At 72.3% G+C, this 16149-nt stretch carries 16 protein-coding genes and 2 pseudogenes; 7 read left to right on the top strand and 11 right to left on the bottom strand.

Annotated features, from left to right (window positions below; translation table 11 throughout):
- Position 1: 1 nt before the first annotated feature.
- Positions 2–703 (top strand): annotated as a pseudogene (locus F6W97_RS21575) (potassium channel family protein); the annotation flags it as partial.
- 108 nt (positions 704–811) lie between these two features.
- Here F6W97_RS21575 and F6W97_RS21570 read toward each other — a convergent pair.
- From F6W97_RS21570 to dut, 4 genes and pseudogenes are all read right to left on the bottom strand, one after another.
- Complete coding sequence (locus F6W97_RS21570; RefSeq protein WP_155372236.1) at positions 812–1516, bottom strand: DUF3159 domain-containing protein; 705 nt, start codon at positions 1514–1516, stop codon at positions 812–814.
- Positions 1517–1547: 31 nt separating this feature from the next.
- Positions 1548–1937, bottom strand: coding sequence for an OB-fold nucleic acid binding domain-containing protein (locus F6W97_RS21565; RefSeq protein WP_155372235.1), 390 nt, complete (start codon positions 1935–1937; stop codon positions 1548–1550).
- A gap of 387 nt (positions 1938–2324) precedes the next feature.
- Positions 2325–3080 (bottom strand): annotated as a pseudogene (locus tag F6W97_RS40840) (DUF3710 domain-containing protein); the annotation flags it as partial.
- A 9-nt stretch (positions 3081–3089) separates the two neighbouring features.
- Positions 3090–3545: a dUTP diphosphatase gene (gene dut / locus F6W97_RS21555; protein WP_144118841.1), complete on the bottom strand. Its 456-nt coding sequence runs from the start codon at positions 3543–3545 to the stop codon at positions 3090–3092.
- Positions 3546–3725: 180 nt separating this feature from the next.
- Between dut and F6W97_RS40835 the strand changes: the two genes are divergently transcribed.
- Positions 3726–4169, top strand: coding sequence for a DUF3093 domain-containing protein (locus tag F6W97_RS40835; protein ID WP_230686859.1), 444 nt, complete (start codon positions 3726–3728; stop codon positions 4167–4169).
- Here F6W97_RS40835 and F6W97_RS21545 read toward each other — a convergent pair.
- Together F6W97_RS21545 and F6W97_RS21540 are read right to left on the bottom strand one after the other, a co-directional pair.
- Positions 4152–4988 carry a hypothetical protein gene (locus F6W97_RS21545; RefSeq protein WP_230686858.1) on the bottom strand — a complete coding sequence of 279 codons (837 nt, stop codon included), beginning with the start codon at positions 4986–4988 and terminating at the stop codon, positions 4152–4154. The two genes, F6W97_RS40835 and F6W97_RS21545, sit on opposite strands and share 18 nt — an antisense overlap.
- Positions 4989–5170: 182 nt before the next feature.
- Positions 5171–5467 (bottom strand): DUF4193 domain-containing protein, encoded by a 297-nt coding sequence (locus tag F6W97_RS21540; protein ID WP_155372233.1) that lies wholly within the window; start codon positions 5465–5467, stop codon positions 5171–5173.
- A gap of 341 nt (positions 5468–5808) precedes the next feature.
- Between F6W97_RS21540 and F6W97_RS21535 the strand changes: the two genes are divergently transcribed.
- On the top strand, positions 5809–6339 hold the full coding sequence (locus tag F6W97_RS21535; RefSeq protein WP_230686857.1) for a LytR C-terminal domain-containing protein: 531 nt from the start codon (positions 5809–5811) through the stop codon (positions 6337–6339).
- A gap of 134 nt (positions 6340–6473) precedes the next feature.
- On the opposite strand, the gene F6W97_RS21530 is transcribed toward F6W97_RS21535, so the two are convergent.
- Positions 6474–7274: an inositol monophosphatase family protein gene (locus tag F6W97_RS21530; RefSeq protein WP_230686856.1), complete on the bottom strand. Its 801-nt coding sequence runs from the start codon at positions 7272–7274 to the stop codon at positions 6474–6476.
- 236 nt (positions 7275–7510) lie between these two features.
- Between F6W97_RS21530 and F6W97_RS21525 the strand changes: the two genes are divergently transcribed.
- Together F6W97_RS21525 and F6W97_RS21520 are read left to right on the top strand one after the other, a co-directional pair.
- On the top strand, positions 7511–9187 hold the full coding sequence (locus F6W97_RS21525; protein WP_155372232.1) for an RNA polymerase sigma factor: 1677 nt from the start codon (positions 7511–7513) through the stop codon (positions 9185–9187).
- 381 nt (positions 9188–9568) lie between these two features.
- Positions 9569–9802, top strand: coding sequence for a DUF7455 domain-containing protein (locus F6W97_RS21520; protein WP_155373022.1), 234 nt, complete (start codon positions 9569–9571; stop codon positions 9800–9802).
- A gap of 348 nt (positions 9803–10150) precedes the next feature.
- Here F6W97_RS21520 and F6W97_RS21515 read toward each other — a convergent pair whose 3' ends face one another.
- From F6W97_RS21515 to F6W97_RS21500, 4 genes are all read right to left on the bottom strand, one after another.
- The gene (locus tag F6W97_RS21515; RefSeq protein WP_155372231.1) at positions 10151–11869 is read right to left on the bottom strand and encodes a DEAD/DEAH box helicase; all 1719 of its coding nucleotides are present in this window, start codon (positions 11867–11869) and stop codon (positions 10151–10153) included.
- A 180-nt stretch (positions 11870–12049) separates the two neighbouring features.
- Complete coding sequence (locus tag F6W97_RS21510; protein WP_155372230.1) at positions 12050–12691, bottom strand: trimeric intracellular cation channel family protein; 642 nt, start codon at positions 12689–12691, stop codon at positions 12050–12052.
- Positions 12692–12759: 68 nt separating this feature from the next.
- The gene (locus F6W97_RS21505; protein ID WP_155372229.1) at positions 12760–13704 is read right to left on the bottom strand and encodes a ribokinase; all 945 of its coding nucleotides are present in this window, start codon (positions 13702–13704) and stop codon (positions 12760–12762) included.
- 108 nt (positions 13705–13812) lie between these two features.
- Positions 13813–14058 carry a DUF3039 domain-containing protein gene (locus tag F6W97_RS21500; protein ID WP_155372228.1) on the bottom strand — a complete coding sequence of 82 codons (246 nt, stop codon included), beginning with the start codon at positions 14056–14058 and terminating at the stop codon, positions 13813–13815.
- A gap of 222 nt (positions 14059–14280) precedes the next feature.
- Here F6W97_RS21500 and F6W97_RS21495 point away from each other — a divergent pair, with 222 nt between their 5' ends.
- Together F6W97_RS21495 and F6W97_RS21490 are read left to right on the top strand one after the other, a co-directional pair.
- Positions 14281–15192 (top strand): pseudouridine-5'-phosphate glycosidase, encoded by a 912-nt coding sequence (locus tag F6W97_RS21495; protein ID WP_155373021.1) that lies wholly within the window; start codon positions 14281–14283, stop codon positions 15190–15192.
- The gene (locus F6W97_RS21490) at positions 15189–16103 is read left to right on the top strand and encodes a carbohydrate kinase family protein (RefSeq protein ID WP_155372227.1); all 915 of its coding nucleotides are present in this window, start codon (positions 15189–15191) and stop codon (positions 16101–16103) included. The genes F6W97_RS21495 and F6W97_RS21490 overlap by 4 nt, the downstream gene beginning before the upstream one ends.
- Positions 16104–16149 lie beyond the last annotated feature (46 nt).

The raw sequence follows: 16149 nt of genomic DNA, 5'->3' as shown, positions 1-16149 counted from the left end.
AGGAGTCACCATGCGGGTCGCCATCGCCGGGGCGGGCAACGTCGGGCGCTCCATCGCCCAGGAGCTCATCGAGAACGGCCACCAGGTCATGCTGCTGGAGCGCCAGCCGCGCATGCTGCGCCCCGAGCGGGTGCCCGCCGCGGACTGGGTGCTCGCCGACGCCTGCGAGCTGTCCAGCCTCCAGGAGATCAACCTGGCCGCCTGCGACGTGGTCGTCGCCGCCACCGGCGACGACAAGGTCAACCTGGTGGTGTCACTGCTCGCCAAGACCGAGTTCGCGGTGCCGCGGGTGGTCGCCCGGGTCAACCGGGCCGAGAACGAGTGGCTGTTCACCGAGCAGTGGGGCGTGGACGTCTCCGTCTCCAAGCCGCGCGTGATGGCGGCCCTGGTCGAGGAGGCGGTCACGGTGGGCGACCTGGTCCGGCTGATGACCTTCCGGCACGGCGAGGCCAACCTCGTGGAGATCACCCTGCCCGAGGACGCCCCGCACGTCGGCCTGCCGATCCGCTCCATCCCGCTGCCGCCCGACAGCGCCCTGGTCGCCATCGTGCGCGGCCGCCGCGTGCTCACGCCGACCCCCGACGACCCGGTCGAGGCCGGCGACGAGCTGGTCTTCGTCTGCACCGTCGAGGTCGAGGAGCAGGTCCGCTCGGTCATGCTCGGCGCCGACAGCGTCGAAAAAACCCGCTCCCGCCGCCGCTGACCCACCCACGCGCCTAAAATAGACGTTGGCCTATCTGGATGACAAAATCGCGATCGACTTCATCCAGATAGGCCAACGTCGATTAAAACGGGGTCGGGCTAGCCTGCGTCAGGCCGGCTGCGGGTTCTCGCGGCGGACCCGGCGGACGACGCCGAAGCTGATCACGACCAGCAGTGCGAACAGCGGCGTGCCCATCACGATGCGGGCGATGCCCAGCGCGGTGCCCTGCTCGGCCATCCACAGCCCGCCCTGGACCACCACCTTGATCGCGAACACCGCCGCCCACAGCGCGGTCAACTGGGAGAAGACCCGCACCAGCCGGTCGTCCTCACGCCAGTCGTTACGCCCGCCGTTGGCGATCACCGACCAGAACCAGCCCACCATCGGATGGCGCAGCGCGATCGACCCCAGCAGCACCACGATCTGGCCCATGGTGATCCAGATGCCCGGCAGGTAGAAGTCGACCTCCTTGCCGGAGTCCCAGGCCATCCACGCGCCCAGGCCGATGCCGAACAGGCCGTTCAGCGCGAAGCGCACGGGCCGCTTCTGGGCCAGCCGGACCACGGCGACCCCGATCGCGACCGCCGCGGACGCGCCGATGGCGCTCTGCAGCGCGATGCGCGACTCCTCCGCCGGGAACCAGAAGCCCAGCACGATGTTGGTCAGCACGAAGACGATGACCGGGACGGCCGCCTCGGTCATCCCGCGCCAGCCGCCCAGCTGCTGCGCCACCTGCTCCGCGAAGGGCGGGAGCTCCTCGGGATCCCCGTCCGCCGCCAGGGGCCGGTTACGGTCGGTGACAGGTTCGCTCATGACTGCTCCTCGCTGCGCGCGGATCGCTCGCTCACGCGGCCGCTTCCAGCTCGTAGTAAGGGTTGTAGATGACCTTGCGACCGTCGCGTACCGCCACCCGGCCGCGCACGTGCAGCCCGCGGCCCGGTTCGATGCCGTTGATGTGCCGGCGGCCGAGGAACACCAGGGTGATCAGGTCGGTGCCGTCGTAGAGGTCGGCTTCCAGCGTCGGCAGGTTGGTGCGCGGGGTGTAGACGACCGTACGCAGGCGGCCGCTGACGTTCACGAGATCGCCGCGGTGCACGGTGTCCGCACAGACGCAGCCCGCGAGTTCGGTGTCCCGCCGCAACTCCTCCGACTCGAGCTCGGAATCGGTGGCGGTGAGCCGGTGGAGCATGCCACGCAGCCCTTTATGTCGTGGTCGGGCGTCGTCGGTCGACATGACCTGCTTCATCCTTCCCCGCCGGGGCGAGGTCCCCGAGCGGCGCGTATCAGCCAGCCTACTGCGGGGCGCCCCGGCTGGGGACACCCCGGGCCCGAACATGGGACGGCCTCGGCGCGCCGCGTCTGCGACGGCGCGCCGAGGACGAACCGTGGTCTGCCGAGGTCAGTCGCGGCGCGGGCGCGGGGAGGGCTTGCGGCGCGGCACGTCGCCGATGGCGGGAGCCGCGGTGCCGTTGGCGCCCGCCGGTGCGATCGAGCCGAACGGCGTCGGCGCGGGCGGCGGCGGCACCCGGCCGGGCACCAGCTGGTTACCCGAGCCGCCGTACGGCTCGCCGCCGTAGCCGCCGTCGCCGTACTGCGACTGGCGGGGCTGCTCGACGGGCGGCTCGGGTTGCGGCTGCGCGGCGGCGGCCTGCCGGGCGGCGGCCTCCTCGGCCATGCTGGCCGGCAGGCGCAGCGGCAGCGCCTCGCGGACCGGGCGGGCGGTGTCGTCGCGGCGCACGGCCAGGCCGGTCAGCACCAGCGTGAGCGGGCCGGCCTCGGTCACGTCGATCGCGGCCGGGCCCTGGAACACCGCGCGGACCATCCAGCGCGGCCCGTCGACGCCGATGAAGCGCAGGTCGTTGAAGCCCTCGGGGGTACGGATGCGGGCGCGCAGCTCGATGCCCCAACGCCCGTTAACCTCCTCGGCGCCCACCCCGTCGGCGAACAGGGACTTGCGGATCTCCTCCCGCACCTCGTCCCAGATGCCTTCGGTGCGCGGCGCCGCGAAGACGCCGAGCTGGAGCGCGTTCGGGCCGTGCACGAGCGCGATCTGCTGGATCACGCCCTGCTCACCGGCCTGCACCCGGATCTCGACCCCGTCGACCGCGGGCAGCAGCAGGCTGCCCAGGTCAAGCCGCGGCGCGTCGGGCGCGTCGTCGAGGTCGTACGGGCCGTCGTCGCCGAAGATCGACGGTTCGGGGAGGTGGGAGCCGTTCAAACCGTTGGCGGCCGGAGCGGCGGGGGTGTCAGCCTCCTCGGGCTGCCAGTCCTCGCCGAGCAGAGCGGCGCGCCGGGCGGCGCGGGCGTCCACGAACTTCGGCTCCTCCGCCTTGGCGTGCCGGCCACCGCTGGCCGCACGTCGTCGCGAGAAGATCACTGTTCCTCCTCATTTCCCCGTCGAGCCGTGCCCACCGGTGCCCCGTACGGACTCCGGCAGTTCGGCGACGTCGTGGAAGTGTGCCCGCTCCACCCGCTGCACGACAAGTTGCGCGATGCGGTCGCCGCGAGAGATCTTGGCGGTGTTCGCCCGGTCGTGGTTGATCAGTTGAACCAGGATCTCGCCCCGGTAGCCCGCGTCCACGGTGCCGGGAGCGTTGAGCACGGTCACCCCCAGTTTGGCGGCCAGACCGGACCTGGGGTGGACCAAACCCACGAACCCGTCCGGCAGGGCTATCGCCACGCCCGTGCGCACCAGCCGGTGCTCGCCCGGGGCGAGCACGACGTCCTCGGCGGTGTACAGGTCGGCGCCCGCGTCGCCCGGATGGGCGTACGACGGCGGGGGCAGGTCCGGGTCGAGCCGGCGGATCGGCACCACGACGGGTGGGGTCGCAGGGGGATACAACGGTCAAACCTCCGGGGGAAGTGCTTGAACGCGCGCCCGCGACGGGAGCTGCGTCTCCTTGCCTCTATCCTGCCGCGCCCGGTGGACCCGGCGGGCCCTACCCTCGATGCTGTGACACATCCAGGCAGCGGCACGGCATCCTCAGGCACAACGGCGACAGGGGGCGGCGCGGCACGGCCTGTGCCCAGTCACACCGAGCGCCTGTCCGTGCCGTGGTGGCTGTGGTTGCCGTCGTTGCTGGTCGGAGCCATTTTGGCGGCTCAGGTCGGATTAGGCGCAGCGGGCCCGCGCGGCTGGGTGGCCTACCCCGTGGTGCTGACGCTGGTCGCGGTGGGCCTGTGGCGGCTGGGCCGGATCAGGATCAGCGTGACGGCCGACGAGTTCGTGGTCGACGACGCCCGGCTGCCGCTGCGCCACGTGGCGCAGGCGATCCCGCTGGACGCCGCCACCAAGCGCGACCTGCTCGGGGTGCACGCCGACCCGATGGCGTTCGTCGTGCAGCGGCCGTGGGTCCCCGGCGCCGTGCAGGTGGTGCTCGACGACCCCGACGACGTCACGCCGTACTGGGTGATCAGCAGCCGCCGGCCCGAGGACCTGGCCCGCGCGCTACTCCGCGCCGGCTGACCCCGGCGGCAGTGCCGGACCGCGCCGCTTGCCCCGCAGGTCGTTGCGGATGTCGTCGCCGAGGCGGCGGGTGGCCTTGCGGTTGAGGTAGCTGGCGATGGCCGCCCCGGTCAGCAGCGGCCCCAGCGTGGTCAGGTTGCGCCCGAACCGCTTGAGGACCATGTCGCGCAGCTGCTTGCGGGTGGCCGTGCCGAGCACGGTGGCCGCGGCGGCCCCGGGCAGCATCGGGCTGATGCCCCGGTGGCTGGCCCAGGCCTGCATCAGGCTGATCGCCCGCTGGGACGACGTGCCGACCACCGGCTGGCCGTACACCTCGTGCAGCTCGCCGATGAGCTTGAGCTCGATGCCGACCACGCCGACCGTCTCGGTCGCCAGCAGCACCGGGGTGGACAGCAGGGTCGGCGGCACCGCCCACTCGATGGAGGCCATGCCGCCGCCGACCGCGCCGACGCCCGCCGCAGCGCGGGCCGCGTTGCGGATCAGCCGCTCGGCCAGCGCCTCGTCATCCAGGCCCGGGTAGTGCCGCCGCAACGTCTCCAGGTTGCGCACCGGCACGTGCGGGGCGAGATCCGAGACCGCCTCGGTGATCCAGTTGATCGCCTTGCGGGGCATGAAGACTTCTTTGACGCCGCGCTCGCGCAGGCCCACCAGCATCCGCCCGAGCAACTTGCGCCGTCCGGCCTTGTCCAGGTCCTCGTCGGCGAGCCCCGCCACGGCCAGCGCCAGTTCGTCCGGCCGGCCGGCGCCGGGCGCGGCAGTGCCCGACGCGCCTGTCGCTGACGCAGCGTCGCCGGGCACCGGTTCGGGGCTGGTGGTCATGAGGGGCTCCTGTCGGCTGAGACGGCATCCGGTCCACGGCGGTCTTCGGGGCCGCCGAAGGACCCGGCCCGCGTGCGGCACGCCGCGTCCGTTGCGGCGTGCCTCGATCCGTGTACCCAGAAGTTCTGCGCCATCTCACCCCATCGCGTCAAGCCCCGGAAATGTCCGATGGGCGCACGCGGTCAGGCGCACTCGCGGCAGATCGGCTCGCCGTTGCGCTCGCCTGCCAGCTGGCTGCGGTGATGCACCAGGAAGCACCGCGAGCAGCGGAACTCGTCGGCCTGCATCGGCACGACCTTCACCGTGAGCTCCTCGTCGGCCAGGTCGCCGCCGGGCAGTTCGAAGTTCTCGGCGAGGTCGGTCTCGTCCACGTCCACGCTGCCCGACTGTGTGTCGACACGCCGGGCCTTCAGCTCCTCGAGGCTGTCCTCACCGAGGTCGGCCTCGTCACGGCGCGGGGCGTCGTAGTCGGTGGCCATCGATTGTCACACTCCCAATTTGTGTCTTGTCCGTATCCGTACGCACGTTGTCACTCTCAACGAGCGCGGTACTTTAGCGCGCCCGTGTGGGAGTTGTACGCTCCTGCACGCGAAGTTGTTCCCGATGTGACTGAGCCGACAGCGATATGGGGCCGTCGGGTCAGGCGAGACCAAGGTAGGGGCAGCCGCCCGCCGATCACGGTCGGCGCGCCGGGAACGTCCGGCCAATTCCGGCCGTCTGTCGGGTCGCGGCCCCCAGCGGGCCGGTCAACCGATAACCTCTGGCCCATACCGTCAAAGCGGCGGCAGCGGACCTCTGGCTCACGGGGAGCGGCACCGATATGCAACTGGCACGAATTCGGGCGATCGCCATCATCAGCACCCTGGCGATCATCGGCATCACCCTGGCCGTGATCACGCTCAATCGTGACACGCAGAGTGACGCCCCGGTGGTCCAGAGCTGTCCGGCGGGCTGGGTGCCCGTCGACAACACGCTGCCGGACTCCGAGAGCGAAGTGAAGATCAACGTCTACAACGCCACGACCACGGTGGATCTCGCCCGCAACGTGGCCGCGGACTTCACCAACCGCAAGTTCAAGGTGGAGAAGACGGGCAACGAGAAGAAGGCCCAGCCCGACATCGTCGCGGAGCTGCGCTACGGCCCGCAGACGGTCGGCGCGGCCCAGCTGCTGAAGGCGTACTTCCTCAACGACGTCGAGCCGGTGTTCGACATCAAGCGCGACAACGACACCATCGACGTGATCATCGGCGGGCAGTTCAAGCAGCTCGCCACGCCCACCGAGATGCGCCAGGCGGTCGCCGCGCTGGGCCGCCCCGACCTGCCCGAGGGCACCTGCGCCGAGAAGCCCTGACCCGGCCGTCTCGCGAGTCGCCACGAGGCCCCGCTCCCGCCGCCACGAGGCCCCGCTCCCGCCGCCACGAGCGGCGGGAGCGGGGCCTCGATGCGCATGCGGCCCGGCCAGCGGGGCCTGGGGGCGTCCGGGGGCTAGGGGCCGCCGTCGGCGACCAGCTCGCTGAGCAGGGCGTCCAGCGGGGCGTGCAGGGCCGGCGGCGCCGCCAGCACCATGTCCCCGCCGGCCGGGCGGCCGGACAGCCCGGTGACCAGCAGACCTGCCTCGCGCGCGATCAGGCCGCCCGCGGCCATGTCCCACTCGGCCAGGCCCTTCTCGTAGTAGGCGTCGAGCAGCCCCTCGGCCGCCGCGCACAGGTCCAGCGCCGCAGCCCCCATCCGCCGGATGTCGCGTACCAGCGGCAGCACCTGGGCCACCACCGCGGCCTGGTGGACCCGCCGCTCCCGGGCGTACCCGAACCCGGTGCCGACCAGCGACAGGGCCAGCTCGGTGGCGGGCGAGCCGGTCAACCGCCGCCCGTCCCGCCACGCCCCGTGGCCCCGTGCCGCCGTCCACGTCTCCCCCGTCGCAGCGTTGCGCACCACTCCGGCCACGACCTCCCCGTCCACCTCCGCCGCGATGGACACGGCGTACTGGGGCAGCCCGTAGAGGTAGTTCACCGTCCCGTCGATCGGATCCACGATCCAGCGGACAGCGCCCTGCTCGGCAATTCCCGCGCCGCCGAACTCCTCGCCGAGTACCGTGTCACCCGGGCGCCGTGCCGCCAGCGCGGCGATCACCTGTTGCTCGACCGCGCGATCCGCGGCCGTCACGACGTCCGTGGCGGTGGATTTCGTGCCGACATCGTTGATCGCCTCGTTACGCATACGGCGGGCGGTGTCGGCCGCGTCAGCGGCCACCTGCACCGCGATATCCAGCAGTTCCAGCTCGTTCACGACCGTCCTCCTCGTCACCTGGTGCCATCCTGCCAAGGCCCCGGAGCCCGCTCGCGGACCTCCTGCGGCGTGCGCGCCGAGATGATCGCCGGGTACGGCGCTACAATTCACGCCTGCCACGTGCCGAAGGCGCGAGGCGCATCCACACATCACACTGGCTGACCCACCGCGACGCGCCATGCGACGCGGCCGATGCCGCAGATTCTTGTTTGATACTCGCCTCCGGAAGGTCGTCCGTGACTGAAGCCCGCCAGATCAGCGCCGACGTTCGCACGCTCACCGACATGCTGATCGCCCAAGCCGCAGGCGCCGGCGGCCGGCTCACGCCTGCGGATGTGGCGCGCACCGTGGAGGCTGCCGACGTCACCCCCGCCCAGGCCAAGAAGATGCTGCGAGCACTGCTCGAGGCGGGCGTGACGGTCGAGGTCGACGACTCCGCCAACGGCCGCCGCAAGGTGGCCGCCGCGCGGGCCGCGACCCCGGCCTCGAAGGCCACCACTGCGAAGGCGGCACCGCCCGCCGCGTCGAAGACCGCCAAGCCCGCCGCACCCAAGCAGGCCACGCCGACCGAGGGCGGCGCCGAGGCGCCCGCTCCGGTGAAGCTGGCCCCGAAGGCCGCTCCGGCCAAGGCCGCCCCCGCCAAGGCGGTGAAGGCGGCCGCCAAGGCCGCCCCCGCGAAGGCGGAGGACGGCACGGAGGCCAAGGCTCCCGCCAAGAAGGCCGCCGCCAAGAAGGCTGTCGAGAAGAAGACAGGCGACAAGGCCACGCCTGCCAAGGCCGCCAAGAAGGGCGAGCCGGGCGAGGGCGACGAGCCGGACGGCGCCGAGATCTCGATCGAGGAGCTCGCCGCCGACCTCGAGGACGTCGTCGTCGACGAGCCGGTCGAGGTGGCCCAGGCCGCCGAGGCCGACGCCGCCGCCTCCGACGACTTCGAGTGGGACGCCGAGGAGTCCGAGGCGCTCAAGCAGGCCCGCAAGGACGCCGAGCTGACCGCGTCGGCCGACTCCGTCCGCGCCTACCTCAAGCAGATCGGCAAGGTGCCGCTGCTCAACGCGGAGCAGGAGGTCGAGCTCGCCAAGCGCATCGAGGCCGGCCTGTACGCCGCCGAGCGGCTGCGCCAGGCCGAGGAGGAGGGCCTGTCCCTCACCCGCGACATGCAGCGAGACCTGCTGTGGGTCTCCCGCGACGGCGAGCGCGCCAAGAACCACCTGCTGGAGGCCAACCTCCGCCTGGTGGTGTCGCTGGCCAAGCGCTACACCGGCCGCGGCATGGCGTTCCTGGACCTGATCCAGGAGGGCAACCTCGGCCTCATCCGCGCCGTCGAGAAGTTCGACTACACCAAGGGCTACAAGTTCTCCACGTACGCCACCTGGTGGATCCGCCAGGCGATCACCCGCGCCATGGCCGACCAGGCCCGCACCATCCGCATCCCGGTGCACATGGTGGAAGTGATCAACAAGCTCGGCCGCATACAGCGTGAGCTGCTCCAGGACCTGGGCCGCGAGCCCACCCCGGAGGAGCTGGCCAAGGAGATGGACATCACCCCGGAGAAGGTGCTGGAGATCCAGCAGTACGCCCGGGAGCCCATCTCGCTGGACCAGACCATCGGCGACGAGGGCGACAGCCAGCTCGGCGACTTCATCGAGGACTCCGAGGCGGTAGTGGCCGTCGACGCGGTCTCCTTCTCGCTGCTGCAGGACCAGCTCCAGCAGGTGCTGCAGACGCTGTCCGAGCGGGAGGCGGGCGTGGTGCGGCTGCGGTTCGGCCTCACCGACGGCCAGCCGCGGACTTTAGACGAGATCGGCCAGGTGTACGGGGTCACCCGGGAGCGCATCCGGCAGATCGAGTCGAAGACCATGTCCAAGCTCCGGCACCCGTCGCGCTCGCAGGTCCTGCGCGACTACCTCGACTAAAGCCAGTAGGTCAAGTCGACATTCTTCGCGAATCGGACGTTTGGTATCCACCGAACGTACAGAGATACTCACCGTGCGTACATAGACGGGTAGGCGCTCTGTTTCTGTTCGACGCGCGATCGTTGACGTGGCACTCTGGGGGGACGGCACACTGTGCAGGACGGGTCATCTCCCCGATAGCCCGTCTGACCAGGTAGGCTCGACCGCCCAACGGCTGTGACCCCGGTCCCCCCGAGGCCCCATCCGGGAAGCCCTCAGGCACGGCCGATGTTGGAGGCTTACATGGGCAACGAGCTGAATGACAATGGCGGGTTCGGCGCTGCTGGACTCGGCGGATCGACGATGGATATCAGCATCGGTGACGACCAGAGGAGGAAGGCGATGACCCAGACCCTCACGCCGCCGCCGGAAACGGTGGCTGCCCCAGCCGCCGATGAACGGTGCGACCGCTGTAACGCGGCGGGCAAATTGCGTGTGAAGCTGGCCGGTGGGGGCGAGCTGGTGTTCTGCGGACACCACGCCAACAAGTACGCCGACGACCTTGTCAAGATTGCCGTGGAAGTGGCGGCGGACCCCGAGTTCACCTGGCGGGGCGCCGACATGACGACCAAGTAACACCACAGGCTTGACCCGAAGGGGCACCGCAACCAGCGGTGCCCCTTCGGCGTATCCGGAACCCTCCACGCAGCGCCGCCCACGGCCGAGGCGCACTTGCCAGGGGGCGCCGCTGGCCTTGATCGCTGTTTGTGGTCAGAAAGTGCGGTCCGACCGCACTTTCTGACCACAAACAGCGATCACGAGCCGTGACCGGAGCCGGGCCGGGGCCGGAGCCGGGGCCGGGCCGGAGCCGGGGCCGGGGCGGAGCCGGGGCCGGGGCGGAGCCGGGGCCGGAGCCGGGGCCGGGGCCGGGGCCGGGCCGGAGCCGGGGCTGCCCGTCGGGTGGGATGTGCCGGGATGATTCGGTCAGAAGCTCTGGATCGTCGCGATGCGCTCTTCGAGTTGCTCGATCGTCGCCTGGGCGCTGGGAGGGCCGCCGCACTTGGAGCGGAGTTCGGCGTGGATCTTGCCGTGGGGCAGGTTGGTGCGGTGGTGGTGGGCGGCGACCAGGGCGTTGAGCTGGCGGCGGAGGTGGATGCGGCGTTCCGTGGCGGACATGTCCCGGGCCACGGGCTCGCGCTGGGTTGGGGTCTGCTCGGCCCGGTTGCGGCGTACGGCGGCCGCCTGCTCAGCCTGGCGCTTGGTCAGCAGGGCGGCCACCTGATCGGCGCTGAGCAGGCCGGGCAGGCCCAGGAAGTCCTCCTCCTCGGGCGTGCCGGCCTGGGCGGGCAGCCCGAAGGTGGCCCCGTCGAAGATCACCTGATCGAGTTCGGCGGTGGCGGACAGCGCCTCGAACGACTTGGTCAGCTCACCGCTGGCCTTCTCCGACTGCTGCGCCCGCTCCAGCAGCTCGTCGTCGAACCCGTCCTTGACCTTGGGGCCGCCGAGCACGTGGTCGCGCTCCAGCTCCATCTCGCTGGCCAGCCCGAGCAGCGTCGGCACGCTGGGCACGAAGACGCTGGCCGTCTCCCCCGGGCGGCGGGCCCGCACGAAGCGGCCGATGGCCTGGGCGAAGTAGAGCGGGGTGGAGGCGCTGGTGGCGTACACGCCGACGGCCAGCCGCGGGATGTCGACGCCCTCGGACACCATGCGCACCGCGACCATCCAGCGCTGCTGGGAGCCCGCGAACTCGGCGATCTTGGCCGACGCCCCGGTGTCGTCGGAGAGCACGACCACGGCCTTCTCGCCGGAGATGACCTCGATCAGCTTCGCGTACGCGCGGGCGGTCTGCTGGTCCGAGGCGATGATCAGGCCCCCGGCGTCCGGGATGCCCCCCGATCGCAGCACCTGCAGGCGCGCGTCGGCGGCCCGCAGCACCTGCGGCATCCAGTCGCCCTTGGGGTCCAGCGCGGTGCGCCAGGCGTGGGCGATCAGGTCCTGGGTGAGCGGCTCGCCGAGGCGCACCGCCAGCTCGTCGCCGGCGCTGGTGCGCCAGCGGGTCTCGCCCGAGTAGGCGAGGAAGATCACAGGCCGGACGACGCCGTCGGCGAGCGCGTCGGCGTAGCCGTACACCGAGTCGGCCCGCGAGCGCTGCACCTCGCCCACCCGCTCGTAGGTCACGAACGGGATCGGGTTCTCGTCGGAGCGGAACGGGGTCCCGGTCAGCATCAGCCGCCGCACGGCGGGCTCGAACGCCCCCTTCACGCCGTCGCCCCAGCTGCGCGAGTCGCCCGCGTGATGGATCTCGTCCAGGATGACCAGCGTCTTGCGGGTGAGCGTGCGCCGCAGGTGCACCTGCGGCGCCATGCCGACCTGCGCGTACGTCACCACGACGCCGTGGAAGTCGCTGCTGGTGTGCACGTCGGCGTTGCGGAACATGGCGTCGAGCTGGATGCCGACCCGGGCCGCCGCCTGCGCCCACTGCAACTTCAGGTGCTCGGTCGGGGCGACCACGGTGACCGCGTCCACGCTCCCGTCGGCCAGCAGCTCGGCCGCGATGCGCAGGGCGAACGTCGTCTTGCCGGCGCCGGGCGTGGCGACCGCCAGGAAGTCGGGCGAACGCCGGCGAAGGTATTCGACCAGCGCCTTGCGCTGCCAGGCGCGCAGCGACGGGAACGACTCGGGGACGGGGCGGGCCAGCGCCACGCGGCAGCCTCCAGCTCTTCAAGGGGGAATCGCACGAAAGAGCCCTCGGGTCGGCCACGGCCGGCGGGACCACGAAGGCGAGCCCTGAGTCTATCGGCTCGTCAGGACAGGTCCGCGCCACTGTCGGGCGGAACTTGGTGAGTCGCCTTGCACACCACCCGATCCGGCACGCCACGGCGCTCAGCCGGGCTCCGTCGTCGCACCTCCGCCGAGTCGCGGGCGCGGTGCGGACCAGTGACGGTAGAGGGCCGTGATACGCACCACGAACACCAGCAGCGCCGCACCGGTGAACGTGAGCACGCTGCCCCAGCCGAGGCGTACCAGGACCGCCACCGCGATCGCGCCCAGCAGCGACGCCACCGCGTAGATCTCCCGGCGCAGCACCACCGGGATCTCGTTGAGCAGCAGATCGCGCACCAGCCCCCCGCCGATGCCGGTGAGCATGCCGAGCAGGCACGCGCCCACCGCGGGAACCCCGGCGTCGAACGCCTTGAGCGTGCTGGTGACCGTGAACAGGCCCAGCCCGGCCGCATCCAGGCCGAGCACGGTGCGCCGCAGCCGGTCCAGGTGCGGGTGCAGCCAGAACACGGCCAGCGAGGCGACGACGGCGGTCAGCGGGTACTGCCAGTCGGCGAACGCCAGCGGCGGCACCTGGTTGATCACCAGGTCGCGCAGGATGCCGCCGCCCAGGGAGGCGACGAAGCCGACGAAGACCACGCCGAACAGGTCGAGCCGCTTGCCGACCGCGGCGGAGCCGCCCGAGGCAGCGAAGACGGCGACCCCGGTGAGGTCCCCGATCAGCAGGGCCGACGAACTGTCCACCGGCGCAGGCTACGACGCGGCGTGCCGTACGCCCGCGCCGCCTCGCCGCCGACCGCCCACCGGGACCGTCAGGTCTGGGGTTGGTAGGCGCGCTCGTAGAGGGCGTCGATGTCGGGTTGCAGGGGCAGCGAGGTCGACGCGCCCCAGTGCTGAGCACAGGCCGCGCCCGCGGCGCAGGCCCAGCGCAGCGCCTCCTCGACGGGGCGGCCCTGCGCCCAGGCCACGGCGAATGCGCCGGTGAAGGCGTCCCCGGCGGCCGTGGTGTCCACCGCGGCGACAGGCGGCGCGCCCACCTCCAGCCGGGTGCCGTCGCGGTCGGCGTAGGCGGCCCCGGCCGCGCCGAGCGTCAGCACCACCCGCGGCACCGAGGCCAGCAGGTTGGCCAGCAGTTCGGGCACGTTGCCGGCCCGGGACGCGTCGCGTCCGCCGTCGAGCCCGGCCAGCACGGCGGCCTCGGTCTGGTTCACCACCAGCACGTCCACCAGGGCCATCAGCTCGTCCGGCAGGGCGCGGGCGGGGGCGGCGTTGAGGATGAAGGCCGTGTGCCCCGCACGGGCCGCCACGGCGGCCTGGACGACCGTCTCCAGCGGGATCTCCAGCTGGCAGAGCAGCACGTCGCAGCTCCCGATCAGCTCCCGGTCGACCGCGTCCAGCTCGGTGAGCTGCGCGTTCGCGCCGGGAGCGACGACGATGAGGTTTTCGGCGGCCGCGTCGACGGCGATCAGCGCCACGCCGGAGGGGTGGCCCGCCACCCGGCGTAGCCCGTCCAGCTCCACGCCGGATGCGGCCAGGCAGCCCTTGAGCTCGTCACCGAAGGCGTCCAGGCCCACGGCGCCCAGGAAGTGACACCGGGCACCGGCACGGGCGGCCGCGACGGCCTGGTTGGCGCCCTTGCCGCCGGGAACTGTCGTGAAGCCTTCGCCGAGCACGGTCTCGCCGGGGCGGGGCAGGGTGGGCGTCGCCACCACCAGGTCCATGTTCGCGCTGCCCACGACGACCACGCTCGCGGTCATGCCTGCTCCTCGCTGCGCTCTGCCCGACTCCTCAGGAAAGAGCCCGGGGCGCGCCGAGACCCCCGTGCCGCACGACCGTGCCGGCCGTGCGTCGGCGCGCAAGCCGGATCATTCGGAGAGGTTCTCGTAGATCTCTTTGCACTCCGGGCACACCGGGAAGCGGTTGGGGTCCCGGGTGGGCACCCAGACCTTGCCGCACAGGGCACGCACCGGCGTGCCTTCGATCATCGCTTCGAGCAGTTTGTCCTTGGGCGCGTAGTGCGACAGGCGCTCGTGGTCGCCCTCGTCAAGGCGGTAGTCCGTGGCAACGCGCTCATCAAGGATGGTGCTGGGGTTCGTCACTGGTGTGGTCACCCGAACATTGTCTCAGGTCACCGGCTGGCAGCCCAGTCTGATATCCCGCCACGCTGGTAGGAGCCCTGACCCGCACCCGCGTTCGGCCGCCGACGTCACGCGCCACCAAGGAGGTGAGCGAAGCGAAGCCGACGACTGGCGCGTGACGTCGGCTGAGAGGCCGAACGCCGCACCCGCGGAGGCGGGTGCCGGCAACCCAGTATTCTCATGATCGTGACTGACGTGAGCAGCATCCACCTGGGTGGCGAGGTGAAGGCGGCGCTGGCGGCCGGGCAGCCGGTGGTGGCGCTGGAGAGCACGATCGTCTCGCACGGGCTGCCGCGCCCGGACAACCTGCGCGTGGCCCGCGAGATCGAGCAGGTGGTACGCGACAACGGCGCGGTCCCGGCGACGATCGGCATGCTCGGCGGCCGGCTGGTCGCCGGGCTCGACGACGACGCGCTCACCCGCCTGGCCTTCGGCGAGAACGTGGCCAAGCTGTCGGTCCGCGACCTGGCCATCGCGTCCGCGCTCGGCGTCGACGGCGCGACCACGGTCGCCAGCACCTCGGCGGTCGCCGCCGCGGCGGGCATCGGCGTGTTCGCGACCGGCGGCCTGGGCGGGGTGCACCGCGAGGCGGCGCAGACCTTCGACGAGTCCGCGGACCTGTGGACGCTCGCCCAGACGCCGATCGTGGTGGTCTGCGCCGGGGTCAAGTCGATCCTTGACGTGGGCGCGACCCTGGAGCGGCTGGAAACGCTGGGCGTCGGCGTGGCCGGGTACCAGACGGACCGCTTCCCGGGTTTCTTCATCCGCGACAGCGGGTTCGGCGTGGACTGGCGGGTCGACACCCCCGAGCAGATCGCGGCGGCAATGCGCGCGCAGCGCGACCAGGGCGTGCACCGCGGCGCGCTGGTGGTGGCCAACCCGCTGCCGGAGGACGAGCAGCTCGACCGCGAGCTGCACGACCGCACCCTGGCCGAGGGCCTGGCGATCGTGGAGCGGGACGGGGTGACCGGCAAGCGGGTGACGCCGGTGCTGCTGTCGCACTTCCACGCGGCGACGCAGGGGCGGAGCCTGGCGGTCAACGTTCGCATCATCCTGCGCAACGCCGCGCTGGCCGCGCAGATCGCCGTCGCGGCCGGCAGCCAGTGATCCTCTCTGTCGGAGACTTGGTCACCGACGTGCTGGCGGTGCTGCGGGCGCCGCTGGCGCAGGGCTCGGACACCCCGGCGACGGTGCACGTCGCCGGGGGCGGCCAGGCCGCGAACACCGCCGCCTGGTTGGCCGCGCTGGGCGTGCCGGTGACCTTCGTGGGCGCGGTCGGCGACGACCAGGCCGGTCGCGACCGGCTGGCCGAACTGCACCAGGCGGGCGTACGCACCCAGGTGAGCGTGCGCCCCGGGGCGAGCACCGGCAGCATCGTGGTGCTGACGCACGGCGGCGAGCGCACCATGATCAGCGATCGGGGCGCGAACCTGCTGCTCGCCTCCGCCGACGTGGACGCCGCCATCGCCCAGGGCGCGTCCCTGCTGCACCTGTCCGGGTACACGCTGCTGGACCAGCCGTCGCGGCCCGCCGGGCGGTACGCGCTCGCCTCGGCCCGCGCCGCGGGTCTGCGCACCTGCGTCGACGCCGCCTCGGCCGCGCCGCTGTACGCGGTGACCACCGAGCTGATCGAGGACGGGGCCACCGGCCACCCGTTCCTGGACTGGGTGCGCGGGGTCGACCTGCTGCTGGCCAACGCCGACGAGGCGACCGCGCTGGCGGGCCCCGGCGACCCGGCCGACCAGGCGCTGCGGATGTCGTACGCGATCGGCGGCGACGTGGTGGTCAAGCTCGGCGCGCACGGCGCGCTGTGGGCGGGCCCATCCGGCGTGGTGCACGTCACCGGCGAACCGGTCCCGATCGTGGACGCCACCGGCGCGGGCGACGCCTTCGCCGCGGGCCTGCTCGCGGCCTGGTCCGCGGGGGCCGGGCGGCACGACGCGCTGCTGGCGGGCTGCCGCCTGGGCGCCCGCGCGGTGGGCATCGTCGGCGCCCGACCACCGCTGCCGTCGGCCTGACCGGCGGAACGTTGCCAGCGGACCTGACCGGCGGGGCGTTGCCGAC

Origin of the sequence: Catellatospora vulcania, from assembly GCF_009720385.1 — a bacterium.
In the GTDB taxonomy this organism is placed as follows: domain Bacteria; phylum Actinomycetota; class Actinomycetes; order Mycobacteriales; family Micromonosporaceae; genus Catellatospora; species Catellatospora vulcania.
This window is presented reverse-complemented; position numbering and strand designations above follow the sequence as displayed.